This is a genomic window from Mitsuaria sp. BK037, from assembly GCF_014193045.1.
Lineage (GTDB): Bacteria > Pseudomonadota > Gammaproteobacteria > Burkholderiales > Burkholderiaceae_C > Roseateles.
In genome coordinates, this window is record NZ_JACHYS010000002.1 from 874738 (window position 1) to 901315 (window position 26578).

At 63.4% G+C, this 26578-nt stretch carries 25 protein-coding genes and 1 pseudogene; 14 read left to right on the forward strand and 12 right to left on the reverse strand.

Annotated elements, in window-relative coordinates:
* Nucleotides 1-28: 28 nt before the first annotated feature.
* The gene (locus FHT37_RS15830; RefSeq protein WP_183482740.1) at nt 29-1648 is read left to right on the forward strand and encodes a TniQ family protein; all 1620 of its coding nucleotides are present in this window, start codon (nt 29-31) and stop codon (nt 1646-1648) included.
* Nucleotides 1649-1834: 186 nt separating this feature from the next.
* On the opposite strand, the gene FHT37_RS15835 is transcribed toward FHT37_RS15830, so the two are convergent.
* From FHT37_RS15835 to tnpA, 4 genes are all read right to left on the reverse strand, one after another.
* On the reverse strand, nt 1835-2224 hold the full coding sequence (locus FHT37_RS15835) for a hypothetical protein (protein ID WP_183482742.1): 390 nt from the start codon (nt 2222-2224) through the stop codon (nt 1835-1837).
* A gap of 105 nt (nt 2225-2329) precedes the next feature.
* Nucleotides 2330-3799, reverse strand: a complete 1470-nt coding sequence (gene tnpC / locus FHT37_RS15840) for an IS66 family transposase (RefSeq protein ID WP_221211134.1) — start codon at nt 3797-3799, stop codon at nt 2330-2332.
* Nucleotides 3800-3914: 115 nt separating this feature from the next.
* Nucleotides 3915-4238, reverse strand: a complete 324-nt coding sequence (gene tnpB / locus FHT37_RS15845; RefSeq protein ID WP_310739751.1) for an IS66 family insertion sequence element accessory protein TnpB — start codon at nt 4236-4238, stop codon at nt 3915-3917.
* Between the two features lie 5 nt (nt 4239-4243).
* A complete protein-coding gene (gene tnpA, locus FHT37_RS15850; RefSeq protein ID WP_183482748.1) occupies nt 4244-4588 on the reverse strand; it encodes an IS66-like element accessory protein TnpA in 345 nt (114 codons plus the stop codon).
* Nucleotides 4589-4646: 58 nt separating this feature from the next.
* Between tnpA and FHT37_RS15855 the strand changes: the two are divergent.
* Nucleotides 4647-6014: pseudogene (locus tag FHT37_RS15855) on the forward strand (IS3 family transposase).
* Between the two features lie 412 nt (nt 6015-6426).
* Here FHT37_RS15855 and FHT37_RS15860 read toward each other — a convergent pair.
* Nucleotides 6427-6915: a response regulator gene (locus FHT37_RS15860; protein WP_183482750.1), complete on the reverse strand. Its 489-nt coding sequence runs from the start codon at nt 6913-6915 to the stop codon at nt 6427-6429.
* A gap of 330 nt (nt 6916-7245) precedes the next feature.
* Between FHT37_RS15860 and FHT37_RS15865 the strand changes: the two genes are divergently transcribed.
* The 5 genes from FHT37_RS15865 (at nt 7246) to FHT37_RS15885 (ending at nt 15256) form a co-directional block, all read left to right on the forward strand.
* On the forward strand, nt 7246-9372 hold the full coding sequence (locus FHT37_RS15865) for a PAS domain S-box protein (protein ID WP_183482752.1): 2127 nt from the start codon (nt 7246-7248) through the stop codon (nt 9370-9372).
* Between the two features lie 61 nt (nt 9373-9433).
* Complete coding sequence (locus tag FHT37_RS15870) at nt 9434-9670, forward strand: hypothetical protein (protein WP_183482754.1); 237 nt, start codon at nt 9434-9436, stop codon at nt 9668-9670.
* Between the two features lie 304 nt (nt 9671-9974).
* Complete coding sequence (locus FHT37_RS15875; protein WP_183482756.1) at nt 9975-10583, forward strand: response regulator; 609 nt, start codon at nt 9975-9977, stop codon at nt 10581-10583.
* A 23-nt stretch (nt 10584-10606) separates the two neighbouring features.
* The gene (locus FHT37_RS15880; protein WP_183482758.1) at nt 10607-12781 is read left to right on the forward strand and encodes a bifunctional diguanylate cyclase/phosphodiesterase; all 2175 of its coding nucleotides are present in this window, start codon (nt 10607-10609) and stop codon (nt 12779-12781) included.
* Between the two features lie 246 nt (nt 12782-13027).
* Nucleotides 13028-15256 carry a response regulator gene (locus FHT37_RS15885; RefSeq protein WP_183482760.1) on the forward strand — a complete coding sequence of 743 codons (2229 nt, stop codon included), beginning with the start codon at nt 13028-13030 and terminating at the stop codon, nt 15254-15256.
* A 302-nt stretch (nt 15257-15558) separates the two neighbouring features.
* On the opposite strand, the gene FHT37_RS15890 is transcribed toward FHT37_RS15885, so the two are convergent.
* From FHT37_RS15890 to trhA, 3 genes are all read right to left on the reverse strand, one after another.
* Nucleotides 15559-17061: an ATP-binding protein gene (locus FHT37_RS15890; protein WP_183482762.1), complete on the reverse strand. Its 1503-nt coding sequence runs from the start codon at nt 17059-17061 to the stop codon at nt 15559-15561.
* 640 nt (nt 17062-17701) lie between these two features.
* Nucleotides 17702-17944 (reverse strand): hypothetical protein, encoded by a 243-nt coding sequence (locus tag FHT37_RS15895; protein ID WP_183482764.1) that lies wholly within the window; start codon nt 17942-17944, stop codon nt 17702-17704.
* Nucleotides 17945-18044: 100 nt separating this feature from the next.
* Nucleotides 18045-18659, reverse strand: coding sequence for a PAQR family membrane homeostasis protein TrhA (gene trhA / locus FHT37_RS15900; RefSeq protein WP_183482766.1), 615 nt, complete (start codon nt 18657-18659; stop codon nt 18045-18047).
* A 240-nt stretch (nt 18660-18899) separates the two neighbouring features.
* On the opposite strand from trhA, the gene FHT37_RS15905 reads away from it, so the two are divergent.
* The 4 genes from FHT37_RS15905 (at nt 18900) to FHT37_RS15920 (ending at nt 21102) form a co-directional block, all read left to right on the forward strand.
* Nucleotides 18900-19133 (forward strand): hypothetical protein, encoded by a 234-nt coding sequence (locus FHT37_RS15905; protein WP_183482768.1) that lies wholly within the window; start codon nt 18900-18902, stop codon nt 19131-19133.
* Nucleotides 19134-19294: 161 nt separating this feature from the next.
* The gene (locus tag FHT37_RS15910) at nt 19295-20278 is read left to right on the forward strand and encodes a PHB depolymerase family esterase (protein WP_183482770.1); all 984 of its coding nucleotides are present in this window, start codon (nt 19295-19297) and stop codon (nt 20276-20278) included.
* A gap of 138 nt (nt 20279-20416) precedes the next feature.
* Nucleotides 20417-20626 carry a hypothetical protein gene (locus FHT37_RS15915; protein WP_183482772.1) on the forward strand — a complete coding sequence of 70 codons (210 nt, stop codon included), beginning with the start codon at nt 20417-20419 and terminating at the stop codon, nt 20624-20626.
* A gap of 125 nt (nt 20627-20751) precedes the next feature.
* On the forward strand, nt 20752-21102 hold the full coding sequence (locus FHT37_RS15920; RefSeq protein WP_183482774.1) for an RNA-binding protein: 351 nt from the start codon (nt 20752-20754) through the stop codon (nt 21100-21102).
* A gap of 611 nt (nt 21103-21713) precedes the next feature.
* Here FHT37_RS15920 and FHT37_RS15925 read toward each other — a convergent pair.
* A complete protein-coding gene (locus tag FHT37_RS15925) occupies nt 21714-21962 on the reverse strand; it encodes a hypothetical protein (RefSeq protein WP_183482776.1) in 249 nt (82 codons plus the stop codon).
* Between the two features lie 387 nt (nt 21963-22349).
* Entirely contained in the window at nt 22350-22583 is a 234-nt protein-coding gene (locus FHT37_RS15930; protein WP_183482778.1) for a hypothetical protein, read from the reverse strand.
* Nucleotides 22584-22796: 213 nt separating this feature from the next.
* On the opposite strand from FHT37_RS15930, the gene FHT37_RS15935 reads away from it, so the two are divergent.
* Genes FHT37_RS15935 through FHT37_RS15945 form a run of 3 tightly spaced genes read left to right on the forward strand, consistent with a single transcriptional unit; the run spans nt 22797 to nt 24581 of the window.
* Nucleotides 22797-23093 carry a CrpP-related protein gene (locus tag FHT37_RS15935; protein WP_183482780.1) on the forward strand — a complete coding sequence of 99 codons (297 nt, stop codon included), beginning with the start codon at nt 22797-22799 and terminating at the stop codon, nt 23091-23093.
* Nucleotides 23083-23859, forward strand: a complete 777-nt coding sequence (locus FHT37_RS15940) for a GGDEF domain-containing protein (protein WP_183482782.1) — start codon at nt 23083-23085, stop codon at nt 23857-23859. Before FHT37_RS15935 ends, FHT37_RS15940 begins: the two co-directional genes overlap by 11 nt.
* Nucleotides 23856-24581, forward strand: coding sequence for a serine protease (locus tag FHT37_RS15945; RefSeq protein WP_183482784.1), 726 nt, complete (start codon nt 23856-23858; stop codon nt 24579-24581). The genes FHT37_RS15940 and FHT37_RS15945 overlap by 4 nt, the downstream gene beginning before the upstream one ends.
* 102 nt (nt 24582-24683) lie before the next feature.
* Here FHT37_RS15945 and FHT37_RS15950 read toward each other — a convergent pair whose 3' ends face one another.
* Nucleotides 24684-25025 (reverse strand): hypothetical protein, encoded by a 342-nt coding sequence (locus tag FHT37_RS15950; protein ID WP_183482786.1) that lies wholly within the window; start codon nt 25023-25025, stop codon nt 24684-24686.
* A 584-nt stretch (nt 25026-25609) separates the two neighbouring features.
* Nucleotides 25610-26356 (reverse strand): Crp/Fnr family transcriptional regulator, encoded by a 747-nt coding sequence (locus FHT37_RS15955; RefSeq protein WP_147241325.1) that lies wholly within the window; start codon nt 26354-26356, stop codon nt 25610-25612.
* Nucleotides 26357-26578: the final 222 nt, after the last annotated feature.

The window sequence follows — 26578 nt, forward strand, 5'->3', positions numbered from 1 at the left end:
CAGCGTCCTTGCTCGACGCGAGTCTCCTTTGCCTGATGAACTGCTCTGCAGCTATCTGTACCGCAGTGCCATCCTCAACGGGTTCGACTCGTTCCGAATTTTGGCGCGGCGACTGCTCACTGATTGCCGCATCGATCCGTTTCCGGCAATGACCAATCTGTTCGCGCCGACCGCCGTACCCAGCAGAATCCTGGCCGCCATAGGGTGGCGCCCGGAAGCTGCGATGGCACGGCTGACTACCTGGCCATATTGGCAAACCTTTGGCGCGAAGTCCTGCCTTGCTCTAGCGTCTTCACCTACAAGCTGGGGATGGAAACCGCTGCGCACCAACACGTTGCGATGGTGCCCGGCCTGCGTGGACGAGGATCGCGAGCGCTACGGTCTGACATACTTTCGGCGTGCGCATCAGTTGCCGTTGATGCGCTACTGCTCCTTCCATCAACGTGAATTGCTGCACGCCTGTCGAGGCTGCGGTCGGCACTTTGGCGCGAGCGGCGAACCGGAGCCTCTGCCATTCTTCTGCCGCTGCGGCTTCGCTCTAGGCGATTCGCCGACATCGCCTTCTTTCATCACCCATGGGGACGCTTGGCTGCGGCTGGGCGAGATCTCAGTGCAGGCGCTAACCCACGCCGGACTCAGCTTCGACGCCGAAGTGCTCAGCCGGCGCGTCCGCCAGATCGTTCGGGATCGCTACAACAAGTCCCCTATAGCGCTGTTAACGGACACCTACGGCGCCACGGGCGCCCGTTGGATCTTGAAAGACTGGAGGGCCCCCGCGCCTTTGGAGCAGAGCCCATCAGTGCGACGTCAGCGTTTTGAACTCGTCCAAGCGCCACAGCTGTGTGCGCTCATGGCGGTTGTTGACGGAGACCTAGACAACACCGTACGCCAGTATCGTCATCCCGCCAAGCAGATGAGTTCGCGCACGTCCTCCAAGGAGGACCGACGCCTCGTCAACGAACTGGCGCAGACGCTATTGCCCGGCGCTTCCCTGCAAAGGCTCCTTCAACGCGATCATCATGATCTGTATCAGCGCATGCGGCGCAATGATTGGCAGTGGTTCGAGGACCATTTTCCTGCACGCCCCGGGCAATATCGACGGGGTCCGCGAGAGCACCCGGTACTGGACGATCGACGCAAGCTGCTGGCTAAATTGGCGGAGATGCAGGAGTTTGACAGGTGGGAGCTCGTCAACAACGCCGCAGCGCGGCGGGCGCTCGTGCGCGACCGGGCATGGTTGCAAGACCTGATCGAAGAGCGGCGAAAGACCGATCAAGCTCGATCTGACGCGATGCATGTAGCTGCGGTTGAGAGCGCCCGCTTCGACCTGCTCAGTCAACCCGGCGAGCCGCAACCCGTTACCCTGCAGGCGATTGCGGCCAGGCTAGGTTGGTCCCGCGCCAAGCTGTACCAGTTCTCCGTCCGTAATCCCCAAATTCGTCCGATGATCAGGGAAAGCATCGACGAACTGGAGACTCGCCGCGTGGCCTGGGCGGTGCCGCTCGCGCTTGCAAGTGGGGTCGCGCCGTTCCCATGCAACATCGCTCGCTGGATGAGGACCAATCGAGTCCGGCGCGTGCTCACCAAGATTCGTGCGGAACTGGATCGACTGCACCTATGCGGCTCGTCCGATGCGCCCGAGTCGTAAGGGCCCGGCGAACCCATCTTGACTGCGCATACGCGGCTTGAACCAACGCGTCGATGGCGTTCAGGGTTGCGATGGCGGGGTAAGTTTGTAGCGACCGGAAGCGACGCCGGAAGTAGCAATCCCAATAGCTTGTAGCCCTCTGCCTGGTGAGCGCCATGAACTTTGGGTTCTCCCGTGCGAAGTCAACTAAGTTTTGGACCGTCTCCTGCGGGTGGCTGCAGCAATCACCTCGACAAGCTCGATGACATATTCGCCCAGGAGCTGCACCAAGAACGGGGCGGCCCAAGGGCGATCCGTCGCGCCGAGTTGACGCAAGCACTCCTCTCGTACATATCCATTCCAATGCCGGGTGCCGAGGCACAGCGCGAGAGTGCGGTGGTCGCCAGTGGCCTGTTCGATCAATGCCCGCAGGTCGCCTGGCGAGCAGTAAAGACGGGCGGGAGCGGAGAGTAGCTCGCCTTGCACGGTGACCTTGAATCCCTGATGCACAGGGGCAAGCTCCGAGGCGGCCATTGCTTCCAGCAATGTCAGTGCTGCCGGCTGGAGGGCAGCGGGGAAGGCCGGTTGGTATGTCATGAGCGCAGTCAGATTTGAACTTCGTCGATCGCCGGCGATGACGCCTGACTGCGGGGTAATTTGCTCCGCGCAGGGTGCAATGCTACGTCAGTCGGTAGATGGACCTCAGACGTCTCGGGTGGACGCCCATTGGTGAGGCAGCAGTTCGGCAATCTGGCTCGCCGGGTGCATCGGCAGCCGCTCCAGCACATCGCGCAGGTAGGCGTAGGGATCAAGGCCGTTGAGCTTGGCCGAGTGGATGAGGCTCATCACGGCTGCGGCGCGCTTGCCAGCGCGCAAACTGCCCGCGAAGAGCCAGTTCTGCCGCCCCAGCGCAATAGGCCGGATGCGGTTCTCCACCCAGTTGTTGTCGATGGGCAGGTCCCCGTCATCCAGGTAGCGGGTCAACGCCGCCCAGCGCTTGAGGCTGTAGTCGATGGCCCTGGCGGTGGCTGAGCCATCCGGCACGCGCTGGCGCTGCTGCCGCAGCCACTGGTGCAGTGCATCGGTCAGCGGCCGGGCTGCTTGGCGGGCGTCAAGCCTGGCCCGGCTGTCGGCGTTGACCGCTGCTCGCTCCACCTGGTAGAGCTGGCCGAAGAACTTCAGCGCCTGCTCGCCGACTTGGCTGCCGTGGTTGGCCCAGAGTTCGTGGAACTTGCGCCGGGCGTGCGCCATGCAGCCGACCTCGGTCACGCCCAGCTCGAAGCAAGCCTTGTAGCCGGCGAAGTCGTCACAGACAAGCTTGCCCCGCCAAGCCGGCTTGCTTGGCGTCCCGGGCAGGCCCAGGAAGTCGCGAGCGTGCTGGCCGCCGCGGCTGTCGGCGAAGTCGAAGACGACGGCCTGCAGCGGGCTGAACTGCGTGCTGCAGTAGCTCCACAGGTAGGCGCGGTGTGTCTTGCCGTGGCCGGGCTTGAGCATCGCCACCGGCGTCTCGTCGGAATGCAGCACCGGCTGGCGCAGCAGTTCCGCGGCCAGCGCGTCCACCAGCGGCTCCAACTGCACACCGCACTCGCCGACCCACTGCGCCAGCGTGGAGCGGGCGATGGCATGGCCGGCGCGCTCGAAGATGGCCTCCTGCCGGTACAGCGGGAGGTGGTCGAGGTACTTGGCGACCAGCACCTGGGCCAGCAGGCCAGTCGTCGGCTGGCCCCTGTCGATGATGTGCGGGGCGACCGGCGCCTGCACGATCCGCTCGCAGCACTTGCACACCCACTTGCCGCGGATGTGGCGCTCGACGGTGAAGACGCCAGGTTGGTAGTCAAGTTTCTCAGCCACGTCCTCGCCGATGCGCTGCATGGCCTGCCCGCAGCCGCAGGCAGTGTTCTCCGGTTCATGGTGCACGTCGCGGCGCGGCAGGTGCGGCGGCAGCTTCTCGCGCCGGGGCTGCTGCCGCTCGCCAGCGGCACGCTCTGGCTGCAGCGCCTCAATCTCGGCAGCAACGGCCGCCAGGTCGCCGTCCAGTGTCTCGTCCGGCAGGCTCTTCTGCTCGGGGCTGAACCGCTCAGCGAACTTCAGCCGCTTGAGGATGGCGTTCTCGTGCGTGAGCTTGTCGATGACGGCCTGCTTGAAGGCAGCCTCAGCGCGCGCGGCACGCAGAGCGTCGCGTAGTTGCTGGGCATCGAGTGTGTCGAGGTCGTCGGCGATCACGAATGGTGATGCTGCCCGCCGTCGGCATCGCTGCCCATCGGCAGATGCCGCAATGGACGCGGAGCTACAGCAGCGTGATGACGCCGGCCTCGCCAACGTGCTGCCAGGGCAGGCCAAGCACGAGGGCGTCGAACTGAGTGCGGCTCAGGCTCAGCGTGCCGGCCACATCGCGGGGCCAGACGAAGCGGCCCGCATTGAGGCGGCGAGCGGCGAGCCACACCCCGATGCCGTCATGCACGAGCACCTTCATGCGGTTGGCACGGCGGTTGGCGAATAGGTAGGCGTGGTGGGGCCGGGCGGCGCCGAAGACGGCTACCACGCGCCGCAGAGCAGCCTCAGTGCCGGCTCGCATGTCCAGCGGCTCGACCGCCAGCCACACCGCATCCACCCGGATCAACGCAGCATCTCGCGCAGCCAGGCGGCGCAGGACGCAGCGCCCGCCATCGGCCAACGAACCCGTACATGGACCGAGCCGCGCTGCAGCTCCAGTTCGATGGACTGCGGCGGCTCGCACGCGGGCACTTCTGTGACCACAGACACAGGGACGAACGCAGGGGAGCCAGCGGCCTCGCCATCATGCCCAACCAGGCGCCGCCACTTGTGCACGAGGTTGGCGTTGAGGCCGTAGCTCATCGCCACCTGGGCCTCGGATGCGCCAGGTGCCGCACATGCGGCAATGACTTGGCGCTTCAGGTCTGCATCGTGTCGCCGGCGACTGGCCGGCTTGGCGTCTGACATGGTGTCCACCTAACTGGTGAACTGACCCCAGAAAGTTGGACTCCACGGAGACCCCAACTTGAACAAATACACAGAGCAGCAGAAGCTGGACGCTGTTGAGACCTACCGATCCGGCGAGCTCGGCCTTAAGAAGACAGCCGCGCTTCACGGCGTCGATGTCGCGTCGCTTCGCAAATGGGTTGCTGGCTACGAGGCGCTCGGCATCGCTGGCATCCAACAGAAGCGGCGCCAGACCTACGACCTAAGATTCAAGCTCGACGTCCTTCAGCGGATGAAGGCCGACGGACTGTCGTGTCGACAGGCTGGGGCAATCTTCAACGTCCGCCGCTGCAACAGCATCGCTGAGTGGGAGCGCGCGTACAGCAGGGATGGAATCGCTGGTCTGATGCCACATCACGCCGCACGCAGGGCTAACAGGATGCCGGAGGTCCCGGCCGTACCGCCACCCGAGGACACCGGCCAGGAGGAACCGAGCCGACAAGCATTGCTCGACGAGCTGGAGGTCCTTCGCGCGGAGAACGCCTACCTAAAAAAATTGAAGGCCTTGGTTCAATCTCAAGCGACATCAGCGCCAGACAGAAGGCGCAAGTTGTGATTGAGCTGAGGCCGAAGTTCCCCCTGCCTGCGCTCCTTCGTGCATCGGGCTTGCCGAGAAGCACTTTCTACTACCAGCGGGCGGCACTTGTGGCTGGAGACAAGTACGCCGCCACCAAGGTCCTCATCAAGTCCGTCTTCGACCAACACAAGGGAAGGTACGGCTATCGTCGAATCACGGCGGCCCTGCGCCGGCTTGGCACCGTCATCAATCACAAGACCGTGCAGAGGCTCATGGACGAACTGCAGCTGAAGTCCATCGTCCGACCGAAGAAGTACCGGTCCTATCGCGGCGGTGGGCAAGGCGGCGCCGAACCTTCTTGAGCGCAACTTCAGGGCGTCAGGGCCGAACCAGAAGTGGGCGACTGACGTGACCGAATTCAAGGTGGATGGCAAGAAGCTCTACCTGTCGCCTGTCGTGGACCTGTTCAACGGCGAAATCGTCGCCTACGCTACCTCGCGAAGCCCCTTGTTCACGATGGTCGGCGCCATGCTGAATCGGGCGTTTGCGAAGCTCCGCCCGGGTGACCGCCCGATCTTGCATTCCGATCAGGGCTGGCAATATCAGATGGAGCAGTACCGCCAGCGTCTCATCGCCAATACCGTCACGCAGAGCATGTCGCGCAAGGGGAACTGCTTGGACAACGCCGTGGTCGAGAGCTTCTTCGGGACGCTGAAGTCTGAATACTTCCACGTCAACAAGTTCAGCAGCCTGGATGAGCTCGAGGCCGGACTACGCGGGTACATCCGGTACTACAACCACGACCGAATACGGGGCGGCCTTCGGGGACTTAGCCCCGTCGAGTACCGAGAGCTTGCTGCCAGCGCGTAGGTCAGCCGCGTCGTCCTTGAGCGGCCGGCGGCTTCAGGCTGATTGCGGTCCGTCGACCCGCCGCCCGCGGCAGACCAGTCCAACCCTGAGCGGACATTCGGTCTCCTGCTCTCGCTGCCCTGAAGCAGCCGTGCGGACGCCATCGCGGTCACAAAAGGATGCCCCGCAACGGACGACGCACGTCCTTCTGTAGCAATCAAGGCACCTGCGGCGCCGCGGGACATCCACGTCAAGCTCAGGCGAGGCGCAGCCTCAATCACAGCGAACTGGCGCTCTCAGCGCGGCGTCGGAGCGTATCGTCTGAAGGCGCGAGCTGCTGCGGTGATTCGAGTCGGCACCGACCGCACTTACTCGCGCTGTCAACGTGCTCGGTGTCGGCAGGCAGTTTCTGCGTACTTCTTCGCTCTCAGCCCTAGACGCCCTGCCGCGACATCAGAAGGTCGCTGAGATCGTGCTCAAGGCGGACTAGATCCACCGGCTTCGTCCAATATGCGACGGCGCCGCCCCTGATCGACTCTTGCACGTATTCAGCGGACGTATGTGCCGTAAGCACGGCGATGGGAACGGGGCGCCCGTCCGACAGGCGCCGCAATTGTCGCAGCACTTCGCTCCCGGGCATGTCCGGTAGATATAGGTCGACGATGACGGCATCCGGGCGTTCCCGCTCATAAGCGAGCAGGCCCATCTCGCCGGTCTCAGCAACGAGCAACTCAAATCCTTGGAACTTCTCAGCCCAACTTTGCAATAGAAGAATGTTGGTCGCGTTATCCTCGATGTAGAGGACACGGCCCTCGAGCTTGGGTGAAGTGCGGCTGGCCATGCCTTCAAGGTAGCAGATCGGGCGCTGCGACTCATCCCCTGCTTTGACGTCGGCGGCGCTCGCGTGCGCTTTCCGTTGCATCATGTTCCTCAGAACGCTATATCGCTAGCGCATTTCTCGCACCTCCTTCGTGGTTCGTTGATCAGGGCTAGCTCCGACGAGAGCCTGGAATCCAAGGCTCGTTTTCAGGGGCGCTACCTCCCGATCAGTGGCATTTGCGGGTTCGTCGTGAACTAGTTTGCTGACGGGGCCGTGCGCCCATAGACTAGAAGCCTCGCTCAAAGGTCACATCAGGGAGAGAACGATGACCAACGAGACTGCGCTCGAGCGCTGCTGCGCCGCCTGTGGGGCTGTGGCCATTTGCAGTTCAAACCGCGTTAACGCGCGCGGCCAATGCGGTGGCCTCAAGCCATGACTGCACGCGATCTCGCGCAGTTGGCGGACGAAGGCCTTCCCTCCTACTTGGTGGCAGCCTGGGGGGCAGTCACGACACCGCTACTGGTTCACGACGAGCACCGCATCGTTCACGCCAATGCCGCGATGCTGCGCCTGCTCGGCTATGAGACAGGCGCACTGTTGGCGATGCCGTTCGAAGCCTGGGCGGTGCCGGAGCAGCGCGAAGCGCTGCGCCAATACGGTCTGCACGCGATCGCGCACGAAACGCTGCCGCCCGCCATCGAGGTTGAGGCAGAGACCGGAAGCGGATCGATTCGCGCGCTGGAAGTCACCGCGCGACCATACGTCGTGCAGGGGCGTCGCCTGAACGTTCTGACCGTGCAGGACCTGAGCGATAGCCGGCACGTGCAGACCAGCTTGCTCAACGTGGGTCGGGTGCTTCACCAGATCATCGAGAACAACCCCGTCGCCAGTTTCGTGCTGGACGCCGAGCATCGCGTAACGCACTGGAACGCGGCCTGTAGCAAGCTGACGGGCATCGACGCCTTCGACATGATGGGGCGCCGCGACGCCTGGACTGCCTTTTATTCTGAAGCGCGCCCCCTGCTGGCCGATCTCATCATCGACGGCACGATAGAAGTGCAATGCGTTCCGCTTTACGAGGGGCGCTGCCGACGCTCGGAGACCATCGACGACGCCTATGAGGTCGAAGCCTTCTTTCCGAGGATGGCCGACGGGGGACGCTGGCTGTTCTTCACCGCCGCCCCGCTGCTGGACGCACAAGGGACCGTGGTGGGGGCCATCGAGACCCTGCAGGACGTCACTCAGCGGCGTCGCGCCGAGGAGGAACTGCGCCGCCACCGAGCCGAACTCGAAGAGCTGGTGAGCGAGCGCACGGCCGAGCTGCTGCAGACGCATCACGAGCTGGAGGCGTTCCTCGAGAACGCCTCGGTGGGCATCGTCACCACGCTGCACCACCGGATCGTGCGGGGCAATCGAAAGTTCGCCGAGATCTTCGAGCTGGGAGAAACGCCCGCCAGCGGCACGCCAACCCGGACGTTCTTTTGCAGCGACGAGGACTTCCAGGCGTTGGATGAAGTTGCTTATCCGGTCCTGTCCCGTGGCAAATCGCTGCACCACGAGATGGAGATGCAGTCCATGAGCGGGAAGCGCTTGTGGATCCAGATGATCGCGTACGTTGCCAATCCGCAAGACCGGCTCGCGCGCATCTGGTGGCTGCTCCAAGACCGCACCGAGGAGCGCCGGGTGCAGCAGGCGCTGGCCGAGAACTACGAGCGCATCAAGCTCACCAACACGCGGCTCGAGGAGGCACAGAATCAACTGCTGCAGGCCGAGAAGATGGCGTCGATCGGCCAGCTCGCCGCCGGCGTGGCGCACGAGATCAACAACCCGATCGGCTTCGTCAGCTCCAACCTGGGCACGCTGCGCGGCTACGTTGAGCCGATGTTCGGACTGCTCGACGCGATGCAGTCGGCCATCGTCGAGTTGCCTGAGCCCGTGCGGGCGGCGCTGAAGGAACTCGACCGCCGCATCGACCTGGCCTTCGTCAAAGAAGACCTGCCGCAGCTGCTCGACGAGAGCGAGGACGGCCTGGTGCGAGTCAAGAAGATCGTCCAGGATTTGAAGGACTTCTCGCGCGTGGATCACGCCGAGTGGCAGGACGCTGACCTCAACGCCGGCCTGGACTCGACGCTCAACGTCGTCATGAACGAGGTCAAGTACAAGGCCGAGGTGCGCAAGGACTATGGCGCGCTGCCGCCGGTGCGCTGCATCGCGGCGCAGCTGAACCAGGTTTTCATGAACCTAATCGTCAATGCCGCGCATGCGATCCCGCAGCGCGGCGAGATCCGCCTGACGACGCGAGGCGAAGGCGACTGGGTATGGGTCCAGGTCGAGGACACCGGCACCGGCATGAGCGAGGAGGTCCGGCGCCGCATCTTCGAGCCCTTCTTCACCACCAAGCCGGTGGGCAAAGGCACGGGGCTGGGGCTGTCCCTGTCCTACTCGATCGTGCAGAAACACGCCGGCCGCATCGAGGTCGAGAGCACCCCCGGGAAGGGCACGCGCTTTCGTGTCTGGGTGCCCGTTAAACCTCAGGTTGCGGACCCGTCCCAAGGCTGAGTTTCAAGCAACCGGCCCGTCCAACTCCGTTTAGAGCAGACAAGACTTCATGGAGGCGAAGATGGAACTCGACACGGTGTCATACCTGTTTCAGTGCCCTCAAGGGACCTTCAAGATCAAGGAGCGCTTCAACGGGCGCTGGCGTGTCATGCATAACGACATGCCCTGGGGAGATTCGTTTGGCTCGCCGCAGAAGGCCGCGCACGCGGTTTCCCAGGCCTTTGCCGTCCCAGGCGAGCTCCAAGAGTGGACCGAGATCGGCCATTTTCATACCGACCGCGGCGGGCTTTCGCGCTGATCGCGATCTGGCATCGCCGCTACCACCGCACTGGCCGCGGCTCTCTGAGCGTGTGAGCCGAACGGCCTCCCGCATCGCCTCCACTGGCACATCGCGTATCCGTGACGTAGTTACTTTGCACCGCGAAGCAGTGGGCGCTTAATCGCCTGCATTGTGACTCACGTGACAAACGGAACCGATGTGACGCAATGGCGTCGTCTTTCGTCCTGGTCGCCGTCGACCGTGGCCCGCAGACGTCGTTGGACGCTCGCCCGTTTGTCCGGGGGAGATCGCGAGACCCCCATGAACGCTAAAGGAGGCCGACATGTCTGTACAAGCGCCCGAATCGAACGTGCCTGCCGTTCTGACAGCCAGGGAGGCTGGAGTGCGCTGCGGCGTGAGCTTTCGCACCGTCATCCGATGGGTGGAACGAGGTGAACTGCAGGCTTACCGCCTGCCCGGCCGCGGCGACTACCGAATCAAGGTCTCCGATCTGAAGGACTTTGCCGCTCGTCATGGGCTTCCTGACCCAGAGGGCACCATAGAGCCATCGCCCGTCCTCAACCGGGTGCTGATCGTCGATGATGAGCCGTCGATGGCGCGATCGATCCAGCGTGTGCTGCGTACAGCAGGTTACGAAACGCTGATTGCCTCCGATGGCTTCCAAGCCGGTTCTCTCCTGCACAGCTTCTCACCTGCACTGATGACGCTGGACCTGAGGATGCCCGGGCTGGACGGATTTGGTGTCCTGCAGTTCCTTCGCGACGGCTCGCCGCGTCCCTCGCTGCGCGTGCTGGTGATCTCAGGCGAATCCGACGACTGTTTGCGCAAGGCACGCGAGAAGGGCGCGCACGACACGCTGGCCAAGCCGTTCTCGAACGAAGGACTTCGAGCCGCGGTGCAGCGCCTGCTTCCGTTGAGGCCGTCTCCATAACCATCTCGCCAAGGGAGGCCACGATGAGTTACCTGGACAAGCGATACGACCTGTGGGTTGTCGTTCTCTCCGTCGTGATTGCCTGCTTTGCCTCCTACGTCGCGCTCGACCTGGCTCGGCGTGTACGGAGCCCCGACCGAGTCGCGGCCGGCGCTTGGCGGGCAGGCGGAGCCATCGTGATGGGAACAGGGATCTGGTCGATGCACTTTGTCGGCATGCTCGCCTTCAGCCTGCCAGTGACCGTGGGCTATACCGCGCTGCAGACCTTCTTGTCCTGGGTCGCGGCCGTCGCCGTGTCCGGGATGGCACTGGGCATCGCCGGGCGAGGACGCCTCACTCGAGCGCGGCTGGGCTCGGGCGCCGCTGCCATGGGGGCGGGCATCTGTGCGATGCACTACACCGGGATGGCAGCCCTGGACATGGCGCCCGGCATCGACTGGGATTACCTGCTTGTGGCGGCGTCCGTCGTCATCGCGGTATTGGCTTCGGCGGCGGCACTCACCATTTTCTCCCTGCTTGCCTGCCTCAGCGGGATGCGCGGGGCTCTGGCGCAAGTGCTGGCGGCCGTTGTCATGGGGCTTGCGATCAGCGGCATGCATTACACCGCCATGGCCGCGGCCCGCTTCCCGCTGGACTCCGTCTGCTTGAGCGCTGGCGCGGTTGCCGGCAACCGCCTTGGCGTGCTCGTTGTCCTGGCATCGCTCATCCTCCTCTTGAGCACCTGGGTGGTATCGCTACTCGATGCGAGGATGCAGGACAAAACCGTCTCGCTCACTGCTTCACTGAGCCAGATGAACAGTCGCCTCCAAAGCGCCAACGACGAGTTGCGTCGACGGGCATTTCTAGATCCGTTGACCGATCTCCCGAACCGCAAGCTCTTCGAAGACCGGCTGGCACGGGCATTTGCCGTGCATCAGCGCCGGGGCGATCGTCCGGGCAGCCGGGAGCGATCCGCTCTGGCCGTGCTCTTCATCGATCTGGACGGCTTCAAGCCGGTCAACGATTCTTTCGGCCACAACTGTGGTGACTTGGTGCTCAAGGAGGTGGCCGCACGGCTGTGTCAGGGCGCTCGGACCGGGGATACGGTGGCTCGGGTAGGTGGCGACGAGTTCCTATTGCTCATGGAGGACGTGGACTCCGTCTCGGACTGCACAGCCTTGGCCGGGCGGCTATGCGAGTCGCTCAGAGCCCCGTTTGACCTAGGCGGGCAGACCATTGAAATTTCTGCGTCCATTGGCATCGCCGCGACACCGGGTCACGGCGAGCGAGACAAGCTGATCGCGCACGCCGATTCGGCGATGTATGGCGCAAAGCGTGCCGGCGGGAACGGCTTCGCGGTGTTCGAGGAGCACATGGACGTGAACGCCCATGCCCAATTGACCCTCCAGTCGGAGCTCAAGCACGCGGCGCGTCGGGGCGAGCTGAGGCTCTACTATCAGCCCAAGGTGGCGGGTAACGGAGGGCAGATCCACAGCGTTGAGGCGCTGCTGCGCTGGCAGCACCCGCAGAAAGGCCTGCTTGGCCCGGCCGAGTTCATCCCGCTGGCGGAGCGCTTCGGCTCCATCGCGCAGATCGGACACTGGGTCATTGAGGAGGCATGCCGCCAGATGCGTGAATGGAGCGAGCGCGGCATCCATATCCGTGTGGCCATCAACCTGTCGGCACAGCAGCTCCGGGACCCGGATCTGGTCAGCCGACTCGAACGCGCCCTGAAGCGCAACGGCATCGATCCGGCCCGACTGCTCTGCGAGATCACTGAATCGGTCGCCATGGAAGACGTCAAGGCTGCACAGCGCGTTTTTGAAGGGCTGGCCAACATCGGAATATTTCTGTCCATCGACGATTTCGGGACCGGCTACTGCAGCTTGAGCTACTTGCGTCAACTGCCGGCCAAGCAGCTCAAGATCGATCGCGGATTCGTCACGGACCTTGAGAGCAGTCGGGACGCTCAAGCGATCGTGGACGCGGTGGTCCAGTTGGCGCATGCGCTTGGCCTAAAGGTTGTGGCCGAAGGCGTCGAGACCCAGGGCCAGCGGAACGTGCTGCTGGCCCTGGGCTGCGACGAACTGCAGGGCTACCTGTTCGCCCGACCCATGCCGGCGTCGCAATTGCTCGACTGGATGCTCGACGACACCTCAAGCCACGCGCGCGACTTTGCCCCGTCGATCATCGACGATACCGGAGCACTCGCGTCCTAGGTAGCCAGGCACGATCGCAAGAAGACATCGGAAAGCCGTCGAAGCGAGTGGCAGGGCCTTGGACCTTGGCGTGAGGCCGCACCTTGAAGAAAATCGGCGGCTGGCCAAGCTAGGCGCACCCTCGTTCTGCCCTGATGCCGCGAGGTGCGCTCTGTCGACTGATGTGGCGAAAATGCCTGCTGACATCGTCACCGTCCGCTGTCGGATGATTTGCCCGGCCGCCTATGCCTCAAACGAGCGAACCCTATGAGCAAGTCCAAAGGATCAGTGCCGCTGACGCACGGCTTGTTGCTTCGCGACGCCGCGAATAGCGCGGGCGACCTTGCCGATCGCTATCGGCGCGTCCTAAATAGGGCGACGGCCACAGCCATCGTCACGCTCGACGTCAGTGGCCTTGTTACCGGCTGGAGCGAGGGGGCAACGGCACTGCTGGGCTGGTCCGAGGAGGAAATGCTTGGTCAATCACTCGGCCGGATCTTTCCGGAAGAAGTGGGCGGTGCGTCCGCGTTCTTGGCGGAGATCGCGGAGGCTGCAGTCAAAGGGACCGCCGGCGCCGAGGGATGGCGCACGCGCAAAGACGGCCAGCGCATCTGGGGCATTGGCGAAACGAGCCTTCTCTACGAGCAAGATCCGTCCGGTGGGTTTGTCAAGGTGCTGCGCGATCGCACCGAGCATCGCCAGACGGAACTGGCGCTGATGGAGCAGACCCGGGCACTCGAGCTGCTGAACCGGGCCAGCGCGGCGCTGGCGCGGGAAAGCGATCTGGAGAAGCTGGTGCAGGCCGTGACCGATGTGGGCGTCGCCCTCTGCGGAGCGGAGTTCGGCGCCTTCTTCTACAACGTCATCAACCAGGACGGGAAGAGCTACACGCTCTATACCCTCTCAGGGGTGCCGCGCGAGGCGTTTTCAAAATTCCCGATGCCACGCAACACATCGGTGTTCGCGCCGACCTTCATGGGGGAGAGCATCGTCCGGTCTGATGACATCACGCTCGACCCTCGTTACGGCCACAATGCGCCTCAACGCGGGATGCCGAAAGGGCATCTGCCGGTGCGGAGCTACTTGGCAGTCCCGGTCGTCTCCAGGTCCGGCGAGGTGTTGGGGGGCCTCTTCTTCGGCCATTCCAGACCAGGTGTGTTCACCGCTGGGTCTGAGCAGAATCTCGCGGGCTTGGCCGGCGAGGCCGCCGTCGCGATCGACAACGTCAGGCTTCTTGAGGCCATGCAGCGCGAAGTCGAGGAGCGCCGCCGCGCGGAGGCAGCCTTGCGGCAGCTGAACACCCATCTGGAGGAACAAGTGGCCCAGCGCACGGAGGAACTGGTTCAGCACGCAGACGCGCTACGCCAGGCCCAGAAGATGGAAGCGCTGGGGCAGCTCACTGGCGGCATCGCCCATGACTTCAACAACTTCCTGCAGGTCATCATCGGCGGCATGGAGCTGCTCATGCGCACCTTGCCGCTGGATCTGACCGTGCAGCGCCGCGCGGCAACGTCGGCCATGTCGGCCGCAAGGCGCGCGGCGGCCTCCACTCATCGTCTCCTCGCATTTGCACGGCGTCAGCCGCTTGACCCCAAGCCTATCAATGTCAACGAAATGGTTCAGCGCGCCTGCGAGTTGCTCGGGCAATCGCTCGGGGAGTCCGTTGCCATGAACACCGTTTTGGCCGACACGCTGTGGACCGTGGAGGCCGATCCGAACGAGCTTCAGAGCGCGCTGGTCAACCTTGCCGTGAATGCCCGCGACGCGATGCCGGAAGGCGGCAACTTGACCATCGAGACGGCCAATGTACGGCTGGACGAGGCCTACGCTTCACGTCACGCCGAAGTGACGGCGGGCGACTATGTACAAATCGCTGTGACGGACTCCGGCATGGGAATGGACGCTCATACCCTCGCCCGGGCGTTTGAGCCCTTCTTCACCACGAAGCCTGTCGACAAGGGGACAGGTCTTGGTTTGAGCCAGGTATACGGCTTCGCCAAGCAGTCGCGTGGCCACGTGAAGCTCTATTCCGAACTCGGTTCGGGAACCACCGTGAAGATTTATCTGCCGCGTCATCGCGCGGCAGGGGCTCCGGCCGCGGCGCAGGAAAAGCCCGTGACGACGCTCGCCCCGGGAGAGAGCATTCTGCTCGTCGAAGATGATCCCGACGTGCGCGAGCACGCCGCGGGCGTTCTGCGGGAACTCGGGTATCGCGTCCTCGAAGCCGTTGACGGACCGTCGGCATTGGATCAATTGAAGGAAGGCAGGGTCGACTTGGTATTTACCGACGTTGTTCTGCCGGGCGGAATGACCGGCGCCGACATTGTGGCGCATGCCCAGCGGTTGTGGCCTGGGATCAAGGCGCTCTTCACCACCGGCTATGCTCGCAACGCCATCGTTCACAACGGCCGGCTGGACAAGGGTGTCCAGCTCATCTCGAAGCCGTTTTCGTTTGACGACCTCGCGGCCAAGTTGCGGGAGGTTCTAGACCACTGAAGTTCGCCAGGAAAGATCGATTTCAAATGTCTGCTGCACCGGCATGTCCGCCACGCTGGCGTGCGCAGTGCCGCAGTGCAGGTGCGGGCAAGAAGTCGCGGCCACGTACGCTGCGCAGTCCTTCCTTCGCGCGAGGCCTGGCTCGAGGGGGCTGAGCCGAAGAACTGGGCGATGGAGACGAATATTGTTGGATCAACATACTTCGTTGACGAACCGATCCCTCATGAGCCGCAGCATGGCGACCTAGCTGCGCGGCCAAGGGCGTCGGTACTCAGGTGCCCAGTGTCGGGCTCAGACTGTCCTCACGGCGCAGTGGACCCGCCCTCAATAAGATGCAGGAGTTCATCAAGGCCCACCGGCTTCACAAGATGATGATGAAATCCGGCCGAGGCGCTACGCTCACGGTCACATGACTGCCCATAGCCCGTAAGCGCGACGAACTGAGAACCGTCCGCCGGAAGCGACTCTCGAAGTTGCGCGACGAGTTCGTAGCCATCCATCACCGGCAATCCGATGTCGAGCAGTGCCCAATGAGGCACGAACTGGGCCGCAAGGTGAATTGCGGCCATCGGGTCATACACCACCTTCACTTCGTGCCCGCGCGACTCGAGCACCGCGGCGAGCGAGTCCGCCGCATCCACGTTGTCGTCGACGATGAGGATCCTACGACTCTGACCACTTCCGCCGGCGTCATCGGCCATCAAGGACGGTCGCTCCGCGACTGCATCCGAATCGGGCAGTTCGATGGGAAGCCTCACGAGAACTTCGCATCCTTTGCCAAGACCCTCGCTGCGCGCCGTGACTGTCCCCCCATGCAGTTCGACCAAGTTCTTAACCAGTGCTAGTCCAATACCCAACCCACCTTCTGCACGGTCGAGCCGTTGCTGCCCTTGGAAGAACAGCTCGAAGGCGCGAGCAAGGAGTTCAGGCTCCATGCCGCGCCCGTTGTCGATCACGGTGATGACGATCTCGTCGCCTTCCCGCCGTGCACGCAAGCGAATATTGCCTCCCGGCTCGGTATAGCGCGCCGCGTTCGTCAGGAGGTTGGCGATCACCTGGGCCAGCCGCGTTGCGTCTCCGTGCCAGACAAGGCCAACTGCTGGCACGTCGATGGTCAGGTGATGGCGCCGCTGTTCGAGCAGCATGCTCGCCATTTCTACGGCCTTCACCGCTACTTGCGAGATGGATACTGTCTCCTTGCGCAGATCGACCTTCCCCCGAGTAATGCGCGACACGTCGAGCAGGTCGTCGACCAGGCGCACCAGGTGGTCCACCTGGCGTTGAATGACCGCCTGCTCCTTGGAGCTCGCGACATCACCGCGCATCTTCATCAATTGCAAGGCGGTGACGATGGGAGCTAGGGGATTGCGCAGCTCGTGTCCAAGCATCGCCAGGAACTCGTCCTTGGCGCTGCTCGTACGCTGCAGTTCCTCGAGAAGGCTTGCGCGTTCGATGTTAACGCGCTCGACCGCGCGGCGACCGTTGACAAGTTCCGTGACATCGACTGCCATCGCCATCATCCCGTAGACCGAGCCGCTCAGGGCGCGCAATGGCTGAATGTTGAACTTGAAGTAGCGCTGCTGCCCCTCGGGGGCGCCGTCGCCACGGATCCGAAGCGGATATTCTTCCGCAACAAACGGCTCTCCCGTCGCGAAGGCTCGATCAAGGATGCCCAGCAACTTCGAACGGCGAAGGGACGGAAATGCGGCTAGGCACGCTTTACCAACCAGACTGTCTCGCCCCACGAGTTCGCAGAAGCGGCGATTCGCAAGGCGGATCACGTGTTGCGGGCCGTCAAGCAGCACTGCGGCTAGGCGCTACTGCGCTCTAACGAATGAATGCGGATCGTTGACGATCCGTCTCTACCCACATTTGAGCACGCAACTTTGAACGTGCGTCAGGTTGGCGACGTGGCTAGAAGCGGACCCTGACCAACGTCAACTCCTGGTCGGGAACTCCCGTTCACGCATGCGCCACACAGCGACCTCCAAGTGGATGGTGGCTGTCAACGATGAGCGGATCAGGTCACTCCGTCAGAAGGCCCTCACCGCCGCAACAGATTGGCGTTGATGCCGCGCGACATCGGCACCGCTGTCATCGACATGATCCGCCCTATGCACGCCGCCACGGCGTCGGCCCTGAACCCCGGCGATTCCAAGACGAAATGGCTGGCCGCCTACATTCCAAGAAGTGGCCGGAGCCAGTCTTTGGCGAGCTCTCTAGTCCTCCGACTTACGTCCTTGGAACATTTCGATGAAAGCGTCCACCGCGCACATCTTGGCGAGTTCCGGATGAGCGAACTCGCCCTCTAGGGGCCGACGAATCGGCGGCCCGACCTCTGGCGGCGGGGTGAGTACTAGGACGGGTACGAACATCCCGTTCTCAAGAGGCTCTGCCTCGACATCAGCTTCCCAGTCATCCAAAGTTGTCGACCTCCCTGGTTGCTCAGGCCAGTCGCCAATACTTCTGCCAAGTGGCCTTAATGGCGTCCGCTGCGAGCTCCCGCATTGTTGCGCGCTCGTACCCTTCGACGCGGTCGACGGCGACCAGCAGGTCCGCGCCCTCGTCCTGCAGCACCTCGTAGGGCCAACCTTCACGCATGGCATCTTCTGCGACGAGGTCCGGGTGAACATCGTCGTAGCCAGGGGGCCGGGAAATTCGAATCTCAACTCGCTTCTGCGGTGCCATCGCTTGGCCTTCTTGCTGAACTACTCGTTGATAGAGCGTACACGGCCTCAACCTTGATGTGGGACACGAAGCTGAAGTGCAGATCCCCGCTGGACTCAGACTAAGGTAGAACGCAAGCCATGACGGCGCCGAAGTGCGCACCGGCTCCAGCGACGACGAAGACGTGCCAAACTCCGTGGGCGTGCCGCTTTCGGCTGGGATTGGCGAAGAAGTATGTGCCTGCGGTGTAAAGGCCGGCGCCCACCAGGAACAGACCCAGTGAGCCGTGCGCGACCTGCACTAGCGCGGGAACGCTTGCGATGGTCGCTATCCATCCGCTCGCGAGATACAACCCGAGCATGGGTCGCTCTCGTCGGCCAAAAAGCGATAGCGCCGATCCGGCAAGCGCCACAGCCCACATGAAGGCAAGCAGCACCCAATCTGCCGAACCGCTCGCCGTCAGAAGCACAAACGGCGTTGCGGTACCAGCGATCAGCAGGAAGATCGCGCAGTGGTCAGCTCGTGCCCAGAATTGCTGCGTGCGCCCCCGGGTGCTGTGGCACAAAGTCGATGCTGCAAAGACGGCGACCAGCGTCGCGCCGAAGACGCTTGCGGCCAGGACGCGGCGCAGGTTGCCCGTGTCCAGCGCTTGAACAACCAGCCAGACCGTCGCCGGCAACGCCGCGAGCAAGGCGGCAAAGTGGGTTGCAGCGTTCAGACGCTCACCGTGGTACATCGCCCCTAGGAATTCGTTCTCTATCCGCAGCCTATACACCACGTGTGACACCAAGTTCTCTGTTCACCACTAGAGCCGGCATTTCTGCCCTAAAAGATAAATCGCGCGACGAGCGAATCCGTGTTTCAATAGTCGGCACTGACATTTGCGCCCCTCGGTAGTCCGACCTTCGCGTCAGCGAGCACTTGGTCGCCGTAGACGACCTCCGCTCTCCTGCAGAGCTCGACCGAAGGACGCAGAATGTTTGTCAAGGCAGGACTCGCCACTATCCGCGAAGTCGACCTCGCGTCATTCGACGTGATCTACATCTGCCCTCATCGCTCCGAACTCGGAACGCTGATCTTCCGAAGGCGACATACCCCGCCTCAGCGGTCCTTGTTTATCGAGCTTCCCCTCTATCCCCAGCACGGTACGGTCGAGCGCATTCGCGATGAACTCGACCCCGGGCAACTCCACGACGGCTGGCTTCCGTGAGCGTCTCCGCGATAGCGGGGTCAGCGTGCTCGGTCACCAGGACGCTTCCATCAGGCCAGCCGCCCGCTGGTACGGACCGCCCGTCGCTCCAAACATGGCTGTGAGCCGCACCCGCGCCACTCAAGTGCGGGGCCGGCACGGCCAACCAGGACATACATCACATGACCACAGAACCCCTACGCGCCGCCCACGTTTCTGGGCCGCGCGATCCGGCACGTCTTGCCGACGTTGATGCCGTCGCAGTGCTCGCTGGCCTTGACCATCCACGGCACGAGCGCCTGGAGCGCTCGGAGCGTTTCGTCTCCGGCACCCATTTGCATGGCCGGACGACCATGAACTACAGGTTGTATACCCCCCCGGGAGACGTGTGCACCGCTCGACCGCTGCTTGTGATGCTGCACGCCGGCGAACAGGGACTCCAAGACTTCGCCTTGAGTAGTCAGATGAACGCAGCGGCCGGCCGGTTGGGCTGGATGGTGTTGTACCCCGAGAAGCCCGAGCGCCCTGGTGAGCAGGCGGGGTGGAGTTGGTACATGTACAGCCACCAGCAGCGCGGCCGCGGCGAGCCCGCACTGCTTGCAAGCCTGACTCGCCATGTCATCGCGCAGCATCGGATCGACGAACAGCGCGTGCATGTCGCAGGCCTTTCGGCGGGAGGCGCCATGGCTGCAGTATTGGGCCAGACGTATCCGGACTTGTTCGCCTCCGTGGGCGTTCATTCTGGGCTTCCCTACGGTGCCGTCGACGACGCGAGCGGCGCGACCTCGCTCAAGCGATATGGGCGCGTGGATCAAGAGGCATGCGCCGGTCGTCCGCTGAGGCACGGCGCGCCTCCAACCATCGTCTTCCACGGCACGAGGGACATGACCGTCCACCCTAGTAACGGGGTGCGAATCTATGAGAATGCCGTCTCGGGGCGCCCTGGCGAGCATCGATTCGAGAACGGCCGCGAAGGTGGGCGCGCCTACACGCGCCGCACTCACGTCGCCCCGGACGGCCACACCAACGCCGAGTTATGGCTGATCGAAGGCGCTGGTCACGCCTGGTCCGGCGGTGATCCACAAGGCTCGCAGGCCGACTGGCAGGGCCCTGCGGCGTCCGAGCAGATGCTGTGTTTCTTCATGCGCCACCCTGCATCGCACTGAGCCCGCGGTCTGAAAATGCTGCTCTCGGGCATTCAGACCGCGCTCACTTTCACACCCACCCCATGCGGCCCCTTGCCGCGCCTGGCCGGTCTCCGGCCTATCAATTGATCGAACAAGATTCCAAACAGCGCCATTCCCATGGGCAAGTACGTCGTCTCGCCCGCGACACACCCGACCGACTGCGGCCGCTTCAGCGCCGCCTTCGCGATCAGACGTGCCGACGGCAACGGCACGTATTGCCGGGTCTTCCGTTTCGACAGGACATTTGCGTCCCGTCATGCCGCCCGGCTCTTCGCAGTGACCCAAGGCTGGCTCGAGTCCATCGGCGACAGCCAGCAGGTCTGCTGAATCGCTGCCCCGAACCTTCCCCTGCCTCGCAGGCAGCTTCCAGCCCGGCCAACCGCATGTCACCAACACGACGGGGACATCGATCCCAGCGGCACGCCAACCAAGAATGAAGAAAGGCTCATCGCATGAGCAACAAGATCTACGTGGGCAACCTGCCCTACTCGGTGACCGATTCCACCCTTCGGAGCAACTTTGCGGAGTTCGGTGACGTCTCCTCAGCCAAGGTGATGATGGATCGCGACACCGGCAACTCAAAGGGCTTTGGATTTGTGGAAATGAAGTCCTCCGAAGGTGCGGAAGCCGCTATCGCCGGGCTGCACGGCGTGTCGGTGCACGGGCGCTCGATCGTGGTCAGCTTGGCACGCCCTCGCGACGCGGAGAAGCGAGGGGAACTGCGCCCGCAGGGAGAGTTCCGCGCGACTAAGCGGTCCGACGTCGGGTATGGGACGGGGGGATTTGGCGGCGGCCGCTACTGAGGCGCTGCCTCGAGCACGGCATGCTGCAGTCCATTTCATCCACCCGTGAATGCACCGCCTGCGAGCAGTAGACCGGGCACCGAGACGTCGGAACCAATATCGATGCAGGGTCAGACGTCCGTTTTGAGGCCGAAGAGCCTTCTATGGCAGCAGTACCCCCAGGGCTTCTTTCGACACGGGCTTGAGCAGCGTGTGATCGAAGAGGTCGGCAGCGTCGCGCGGGCTCGGTGCTGATCCTGAGATTCCGATCAGCAGCGCGCTGCTGCCCGCGCCCCTCGGATCGCCTGAGCGAGTCCGCTACCTCCGAGGCCTGGCATCTAGATGTGCGAAATCACGGCGTCAGGCGGGACGTCCTGGGTCAAGCAGCGCACTTGCTTCACCGATAACGCGGTCCGCACGCTGAATCCGAGCCCTGCGACCAAGAAGCCAAGAGACGTCGACATGTCAGGTAGGTCGTCGACCACCAGGACGGACCGTGGAGGCGGTGGGATGGTCATCCGACTTCCTTGTTGAACGAGATACGCGGCCCCCGGGCATGCCGCGACCCCGGCCATGCTCAGATTCCGAGCCGCCTTGGGAAAGGCACGGAAAAGCACGTACTCCGAGCGCTTTCAAGCGGCCGCGATTGCCGCATCGATTGCCATCGAGACCGCCCGTATCACGGCCTCGCGCTCGGACTCGTCGTCTGCGCGGTAGGTGGAACCTTCCAGTTCGAAAACCCGCTCGGAGCGATTGATCGTTGCATTCCAAACCAGCAGTGCTCCGCTCGCGCTGAAGTCAACGCACGCCTTCGCCAGCCCTGTGGCGGAGGCGCTCACCCGACACTCGTGCCGGAAATCCACGGACTTGAAGAGTCGCATCGGTTGCTCCCTGTTTGTGGCGTCGGTGTGCGGGATCAGCGGAACCTTGCGTTCAGCGCCTGACCGATCGACGACACGACGGTCTGGGATTCGGTCTCGCCTTGAGCTCTTTGAACGCATCCCGTCATCTCGAAGAACTGAGGCGCGATGTAGAAGGTGGCGCTCCAACTCAGGAAATTCCCGCTCGCGCCAAAGTCGGCACATACCCTGATGACGCGGCCGCTGAAAGGTACCGTGTGCTTGAAGTCGACAGTCGTGAGTTGGTTCCTCAGCGCCTTCCTCACGGCATTCCCGGCGGCACGGCGAGGGGTGGGGCGATGCTTCGATCAGGCGGGCGATGGGGCAACAGGCCATGACTTGACCGCGGCCGCCGATGATCGAATCCGATCATGGCAGCCAATCCTCGGAATGCCGCAGTGGGTCCAGCACGTCACGGATCCGCTCGATCGTTCCGTGCTTCGGATCGTTGGGCAGGTCAATGAAGAGCGCTCGCCTCGGTGGGGCGTGACGCCGCCTGAAGATCAGTGTTCCCAGCTCGGAATGGGACGGGCAGACGTAGATGACATCGAAGGACGAAATCTGCAGCCCGCCAATGTGGGCAAGTCCGGCTTTGACGAACATGTCGCGCTTTCGAAAGAGCTCCCTGGCGGAGCGACCTGGTCGTCGTTGCTGGCGGCCACGCAAGCTGGCCGACGCGACGCCGCGCGCATGTCAGTGCTGAGCATTCAATCACGGATGGCGAGCCGGCGGGAAATATGTTTCTGATCCCGGCCTAGGCGTGGATCGTCACTTGCTGGGTTTCACGGCATGGCTCTACCGGAGAGGGAGGCGACCATGAAGCGCAGGTCCAAACCGAAGCGGCACGCCGCCGGACGCGATCAGAAGGACGGCCTCCCCACCGCCGAGCGCGCCGAACTCCAACGTCAAGGAGCCAAGGCCGCCGCGCGAGGTGAAGAGCGTGATGTGAATCCCATGGACGAACAGTTGAATCGCCCTTCGGCAACGGGAGAGTGCCCGGACCTTTGGCAAAGGCGAAAAGACGCCTGGCAGCAGGGGCACGATGTGCAGTCCCAAGCTGACAACCAGACGAATTCCCATCCTTCTAGTCGGGAAGAGAGTGATGAGCACTGAAGCCGAGTCAGTTCTGCGCCTTGCGCAGGTCGAGCGCGAGATCAGGGAGGCCGAGCACACGCTCGAGAAGCTTCTGACCCAGATCAACCAGGCACGCAGCGAGGAGCGGCTGGGAGCCTTGTACTGGATGGTGCTCGAGAACGAGCGCCTGTACACAGAACTCCATGATCAGAACCTGCGCGCCGTAAGAGAAGCCGACTCCGCGCACGCCGCGCTTGAGCAGGCCGTGCGGGTTGCCGAGACCGATCCATTGACCCAGCTGCCCAACCGCATTGTCCTTTGGGACAGGTTGACCCACGAGCTCGAACTCGCCAAGCGGAACTCGACGCCCCTGGCAGTTCTCTTCCTGGACCTCAATGACTTCAAGAAGACCAACGATCAACTCGGGCATGAAGTCGGCGACCGGTTGCTGCTGCACGTGGCCGGCGTCCTCAAGGCGACGCTGAGAGCAAGTGACACCGTTTGCCGCATCGGCGGCGACGAGTTCGTCATCATTGCGGAGAACGTTCCAAGCGACGGCGTCGGACGACTGATCTCCAAGATCGTCGCGGCCGTTGCTCGGCCGTGGACCGTGGCTGGCACCGTCCTGACGCAAGGCGTGAGCATCGGCGCCAGCAACTTTCCGGCCGACGGTGACCAGGCAGAGGACCTCGTGAGGAAAGCAGACGCAGCCATGTACCTGGTCAAGCTGGCCGCGCGTACGACAACACGGGGTGGCGAAAGAGGAGGGCCGATGCCTAGCGCCCGCCTCTACGGCCCGCGATGAAGTCCGTTGATCCGCTGCTGCTCGCTGTGGTCCGGCTTAGCACCTCGCAGGGTGGTCGAGCCTTGACGCGCGCCACGGGCTTCCTGCAGCAACGCGGCGAGGAGGTCTTTCTGGTCACCTGCCGGCACGTGTTCATCGATCCGTCGAGCGGTCACTATCCCGATCTGATACAGGTTGATTTCCATACGGACGGCAACAATCTGGCGACAGTCGCCAGTGCTGCCCTTCCTCTGTATGACGCGGGCACCGCAGCGTGGAGACAGGGAAGGGACGCGGCGGGAGACGTCGACGTCGCGACTCTCAAGCTCCGACGGGAACAGATGCCGGACAAGGCGGTCTGGCACGCCTTTCCCTCCGAAGAGATGCCGGAGCTGGAACGGGACATCGGCTTGGGTACGCCGGTGCTGATCGTCGGGTTCCCCATGGGGTTTCACGATGAATTGCATCACCTACCGGTGGCTCGATCCGGCATCGTGGCGTCCCCCTACGGCTGGCGCTTCGGCGGAGAGGGATATTTCCTGACGGACGCGCGGACGCATCGAGGTCTCAGCGGAGCCCCGGTCGTGACGCGGGATGCGTCCCAGCCGGGGTTTCCCTGGCGGCTGCTGGGCATCCACTCCGCTCGTCTAGAAGGGCGAAACAGGGAGGCGGCCTTTGACGAGACCCTTGGACTGAACTGCAGCTGGTATCCGGACATCCTGCGCGTGCTCACGACCGGCTGACCGCAGATGGCCATATCGGCATGTGCACGCGCGATGCACAAGGGAACCGGTTTTCCTCACCCTGGCTTGGCTGGAAGAGGAGATGCGTTGCGGCAGCGCCGGTCAGCCGCGCGCGGACTGCGGCAGATCCGCATCTGAGATTCCACGCCGCGCCTGACCGGCCGCATCTGGTACAGGACGCGCAGTGGCATCGTCGTCGGGAGGCACGTCGCTGCCTTCAGGCAGCTCGTGCGGCTTGCCCTCTGTGTCCTCTTGCGTCGAACGCTTCTTGCCGTCATTGCCGGTTCGCTCGGCGCCGGAGTTCGATTCGTCCGATGCGTCGCCGGTGCGAACGCCCTCCGGCGATTGGTTCGCAATCGGATCACCGACGGGATCGTCGTTCTCGTTCTCAGGCTTCGAGGTCGTAGGACGGGTGGACTCGGAAGCCGACGTACTGCTGTTCATGATGGCGCCTTGATGTGGGGCGGGATGCCCCGCTGTCCTCTGGCAAGTCCGACTCCGCGCAGATTACGACGTGAGCCCAGTTCGACCGGGTAAGGGAGCCCGCTAACGCGTAAACGCATGGAGAACTTGCCGACCGGCGTGCTTGAAATGCCTGCGGCCCCACAAGCGTTCAGTACCGGAAGCGCGTCCCCCGCGTCGCGGGTTATGGGGCTGAGCACCACCTAACCGGAGCTGCGGCGCTGGACCGAGGGCAGTCGCATGCAGCACGCCTGATCTTGGCGCTCGAGAAGCACGCCGGTTCGCATGTGGGAACCGGTGGCGGGCGAACTCTTGAACGGCAGCCTTCCTAACGTGTGCGTCGAAAGGGAGCACAGCATCGAACGGGGCTCAGGCTTCGTTCTCTGGCGAGGCGTTCGATTCGGCGTAGGCCCGGCCATCCGAATTCCTCCGGCTGTCCGGGGCCATTGGTGAGCCGAAACAGGAGGAGGCCTTCTTCCAGCGGTTCCCAGCGCTGATCCGACGTCTTTTCACCATAGATTGCCGCGGCCATTGTTGTTCGACCAGCCAGGCGCCGACTAGGCCGACTATCGAGGGGCGCTTACCTGTTGCACCGAATTACCCGAGCCGGGTTTCAGCAGGCGGACGTACTCGGCTTTCACCACTGCGTAGCACTCACAGGTGCGTTGCTCGAGACCGGCACGGTCGAGCACCCGGATATGTCCACGGCGGTAACTTATCAGCCCAGCATCTTGAAGATTGCCTGCCGCCTGGGTGACGCCCTCTCTCCGCACCCCGAGCATGTTGGCGATGAGGTCCTGCGTCATGACAAGATCGTTGCCGTGGAGCCGGTCCAGGCTCAGGAGCAGCCAGCGGCAAAGCTGCTGATCCAAGGAGTGATGCCGATTGCAGACCGCTGTCTGGGACATCTGCGTGAGCAGAGCCTGCGTATAGCGGAGCAGAAGGTGCATCACGTTCCCCGCTCGGTTGAATTCCGCGAGCATGAAGTCGGATCGTAGCCGCAGCAGTTCCCCCGCGCTTTGCACCACGCCGCGGCTGGGAGTAGTCTGACCGCCCATAAAGAGCGACACACCCAGCACGCCCTCATAACCCACAACGGAGATTTCCGCGGAGCCGCCGTCCTCGAGTACGTAAAGAAGAGACACGATGGACGTCGTAGGGAAGTAGACGTGGGACAGGTGACCTCCCGATTCGTAGATCACCTGACCGAGCGGCGCCTGCACCGCTTCCAGATTTGGAAGCCATCGCGACAACTCTTCCTCCGAAAGTGCGGCAAGGAGTTCGTTCTGGCGCGCAAGTTCTGTCGACACCATCGGCGAGCCTTCGAATGTTGGTTGGAGATCCGACGACAGCCGGTACACGAAGAAGAGGCTGGATCGACGTCCTGCGGCTAGGTTCGTTGTCGCACCGACGCCTCCACGGGAACGGCGCAGGCTAGAGCAGCAGCGGGCGCGGTTGTTGCGGCCTGAGCCTAACCGAGCCGCCTCCGCACCATATAGCTTCCTCGAACGACATCCGCAATGTCCGTGCATCAC

What these genes read in the sequence shown, in the direction of transcription:
- FHT37_RS15835 (WP_183482742.1), bottom strand. Translation starts at nt 2,224, where the DNA reads ATGACATACCAACCGGCCTTCCCCGCTGCCCTCCAGCCGGCAGCACTG.
- tnpA (WP_183482748.1), bottom strand. Translation starts at nt 4,588, where the DNA reads ATGTCAGACGCCAAGCCGGCCAGTCGCCGGCGACACGATGCAGACCTG.
- FHT37_RS15860 (WP_183482750.1), bottom strand. Translation starts at nt 6,915, where the DNA reads ATGCAACGGAAAGCGCACGCGAGCGCCGCCGACGTCAAAGCAGGGGAT.
- FHT37_RS15865 (WP_183482752.1), top strand. Translation starts at nt 7,246, where the DNA reads ATGACTGCACGCGATCTCGCGCAGTTGGCGGACGAAGGCCTTCCCTCC.
- FHT37_RS15870 (WP_183482754.1), top strand. Translation starts at nt 9,434, where the DNA reads ATGGAACTCGACACGGTGTCATACCTGTTTCAGTGCCCTCAAGGGACC.
- FHT37_RS15875 (WP_183482756.1), top strand. Translation starts at nt 9,975, where the DNA reads ATGTCTGTACAAGCGCCCGAATCGAACGTGCCTGCCGTTCTGACAGCC.
- FHT37_RS15880 (WP_183482758.1), top strand. Translation starts at nt 10,607, where the DNA reads ATGAGTTACCTGGACAAGCGATACGACCTGTGGGTTGTCGTTCTCTCC.
- FHT37_RS15885 (WP_183482760.1), top strand. Translation starts at nt 13,028, where the DNA reads ATGAGCAAGTCCAAAGGATCAGTGCCGCTGACGCACGGCTTGTTGCTT.
- FHT37_RS15895 (WP_183482764.1), bottom strand. Translation starts at nt 17,944, where the DNA reads ATGGCACCGCAGAAGCGAGTTGAGATTCGAATTTCCCGGCCCCCTGGC.
- trhA (WP_183482766.1), bottom strand. Translation starts at nt 18,659, where the DNA reads ATGTACCACGGTGAGCGTCTGAACGCTGCAACCCACTTTGCCGCCTTG.
- FHT37_RS15905 (WP_183482768.1), top strand. Translation starts at nt 18,900, where the DNA reads ATGTTTGTCAAGGCAGGACTCGCCACTATCCGCGAAGTCGACCTCGCG.
- FHT37_RS15910 (WP_183482770.1), top strand. Translation starts at nt 19,295, where the DNA reads ATGACCACAGAACCCCTACGCGCCGCCCACGTTTCTGGGCCGCGCGAT.
- FHT37_RS15915 (WP_183482772.1), top strand. Translation starts at nt 20,417, where the DNA reads ATGGGCAAGTACGTCGTCTCGCCCGCGACACACCCGACCGACTGCGGC.
- FHT37_RS15920 (WP_183482774.1), top strand. Translation starts at nt 20,752, where the DNA reads ATGAGCAACAAGATCTACGTGGGCAACCTGCCCTACTCGGTGACCGAT.
- FHT37_RS15925 (WP_183482776.1), bottom strand. Translation starts at nt 21,962, where the DNA reads ATGCGACTCTTCAAGTCCGTGGATTTCCGGCACGAGTGTCGGGTGAGC.
- FHT37_RS15930 (WP_183482778.1), bottom strand. Translation starts at nt 22,583, where the DNA reads ATGTTCGTCAAAGCCGGACTTGCCCACATTGGCGGGCTGCAGATTTCG.
- FHT37_RS15935 (WP_183482780.1), top strand. Translation starts at nt 22,797, where the DNA reads ATGAAGCGCAGGTCCAAACCGAAGCGGCACGCCGCCGGACGCGATCAG.
- FHT37_RS15940 (WP_183482782.1), top strand. Translation starts at nt 23,083, where the DNA reads ATGAGCACTGAAGCCGAGTCAGTTCTGCGCCTTGCGCAGGTCGAGCGC.
- FHT37_RS15945 (WP_183482784.1), top strand. Translation starts at nt 23,856, where the DNA reads ATGAAGTCCGTTGATCCGCTGCTGCTCGCTGTGGTCCGGCTTAGCACC.
- FHT37_RS15950 (WP_183482786.1), bottom strand. Translation starts at nt 25,025, where the DNA reads ATGAACAGCAGTACGTCGGCTTCCGAGTCCACCCGTCCTACGACCTCG.
- FHT37_RS15955 (WP_147241325.1), bottom strand. Translation starts at nt 26,356, where the DNA reads ATGGTGTCGACAGAACTTGCGCGCCAGAACGAACTCCTTGCCGCACTT.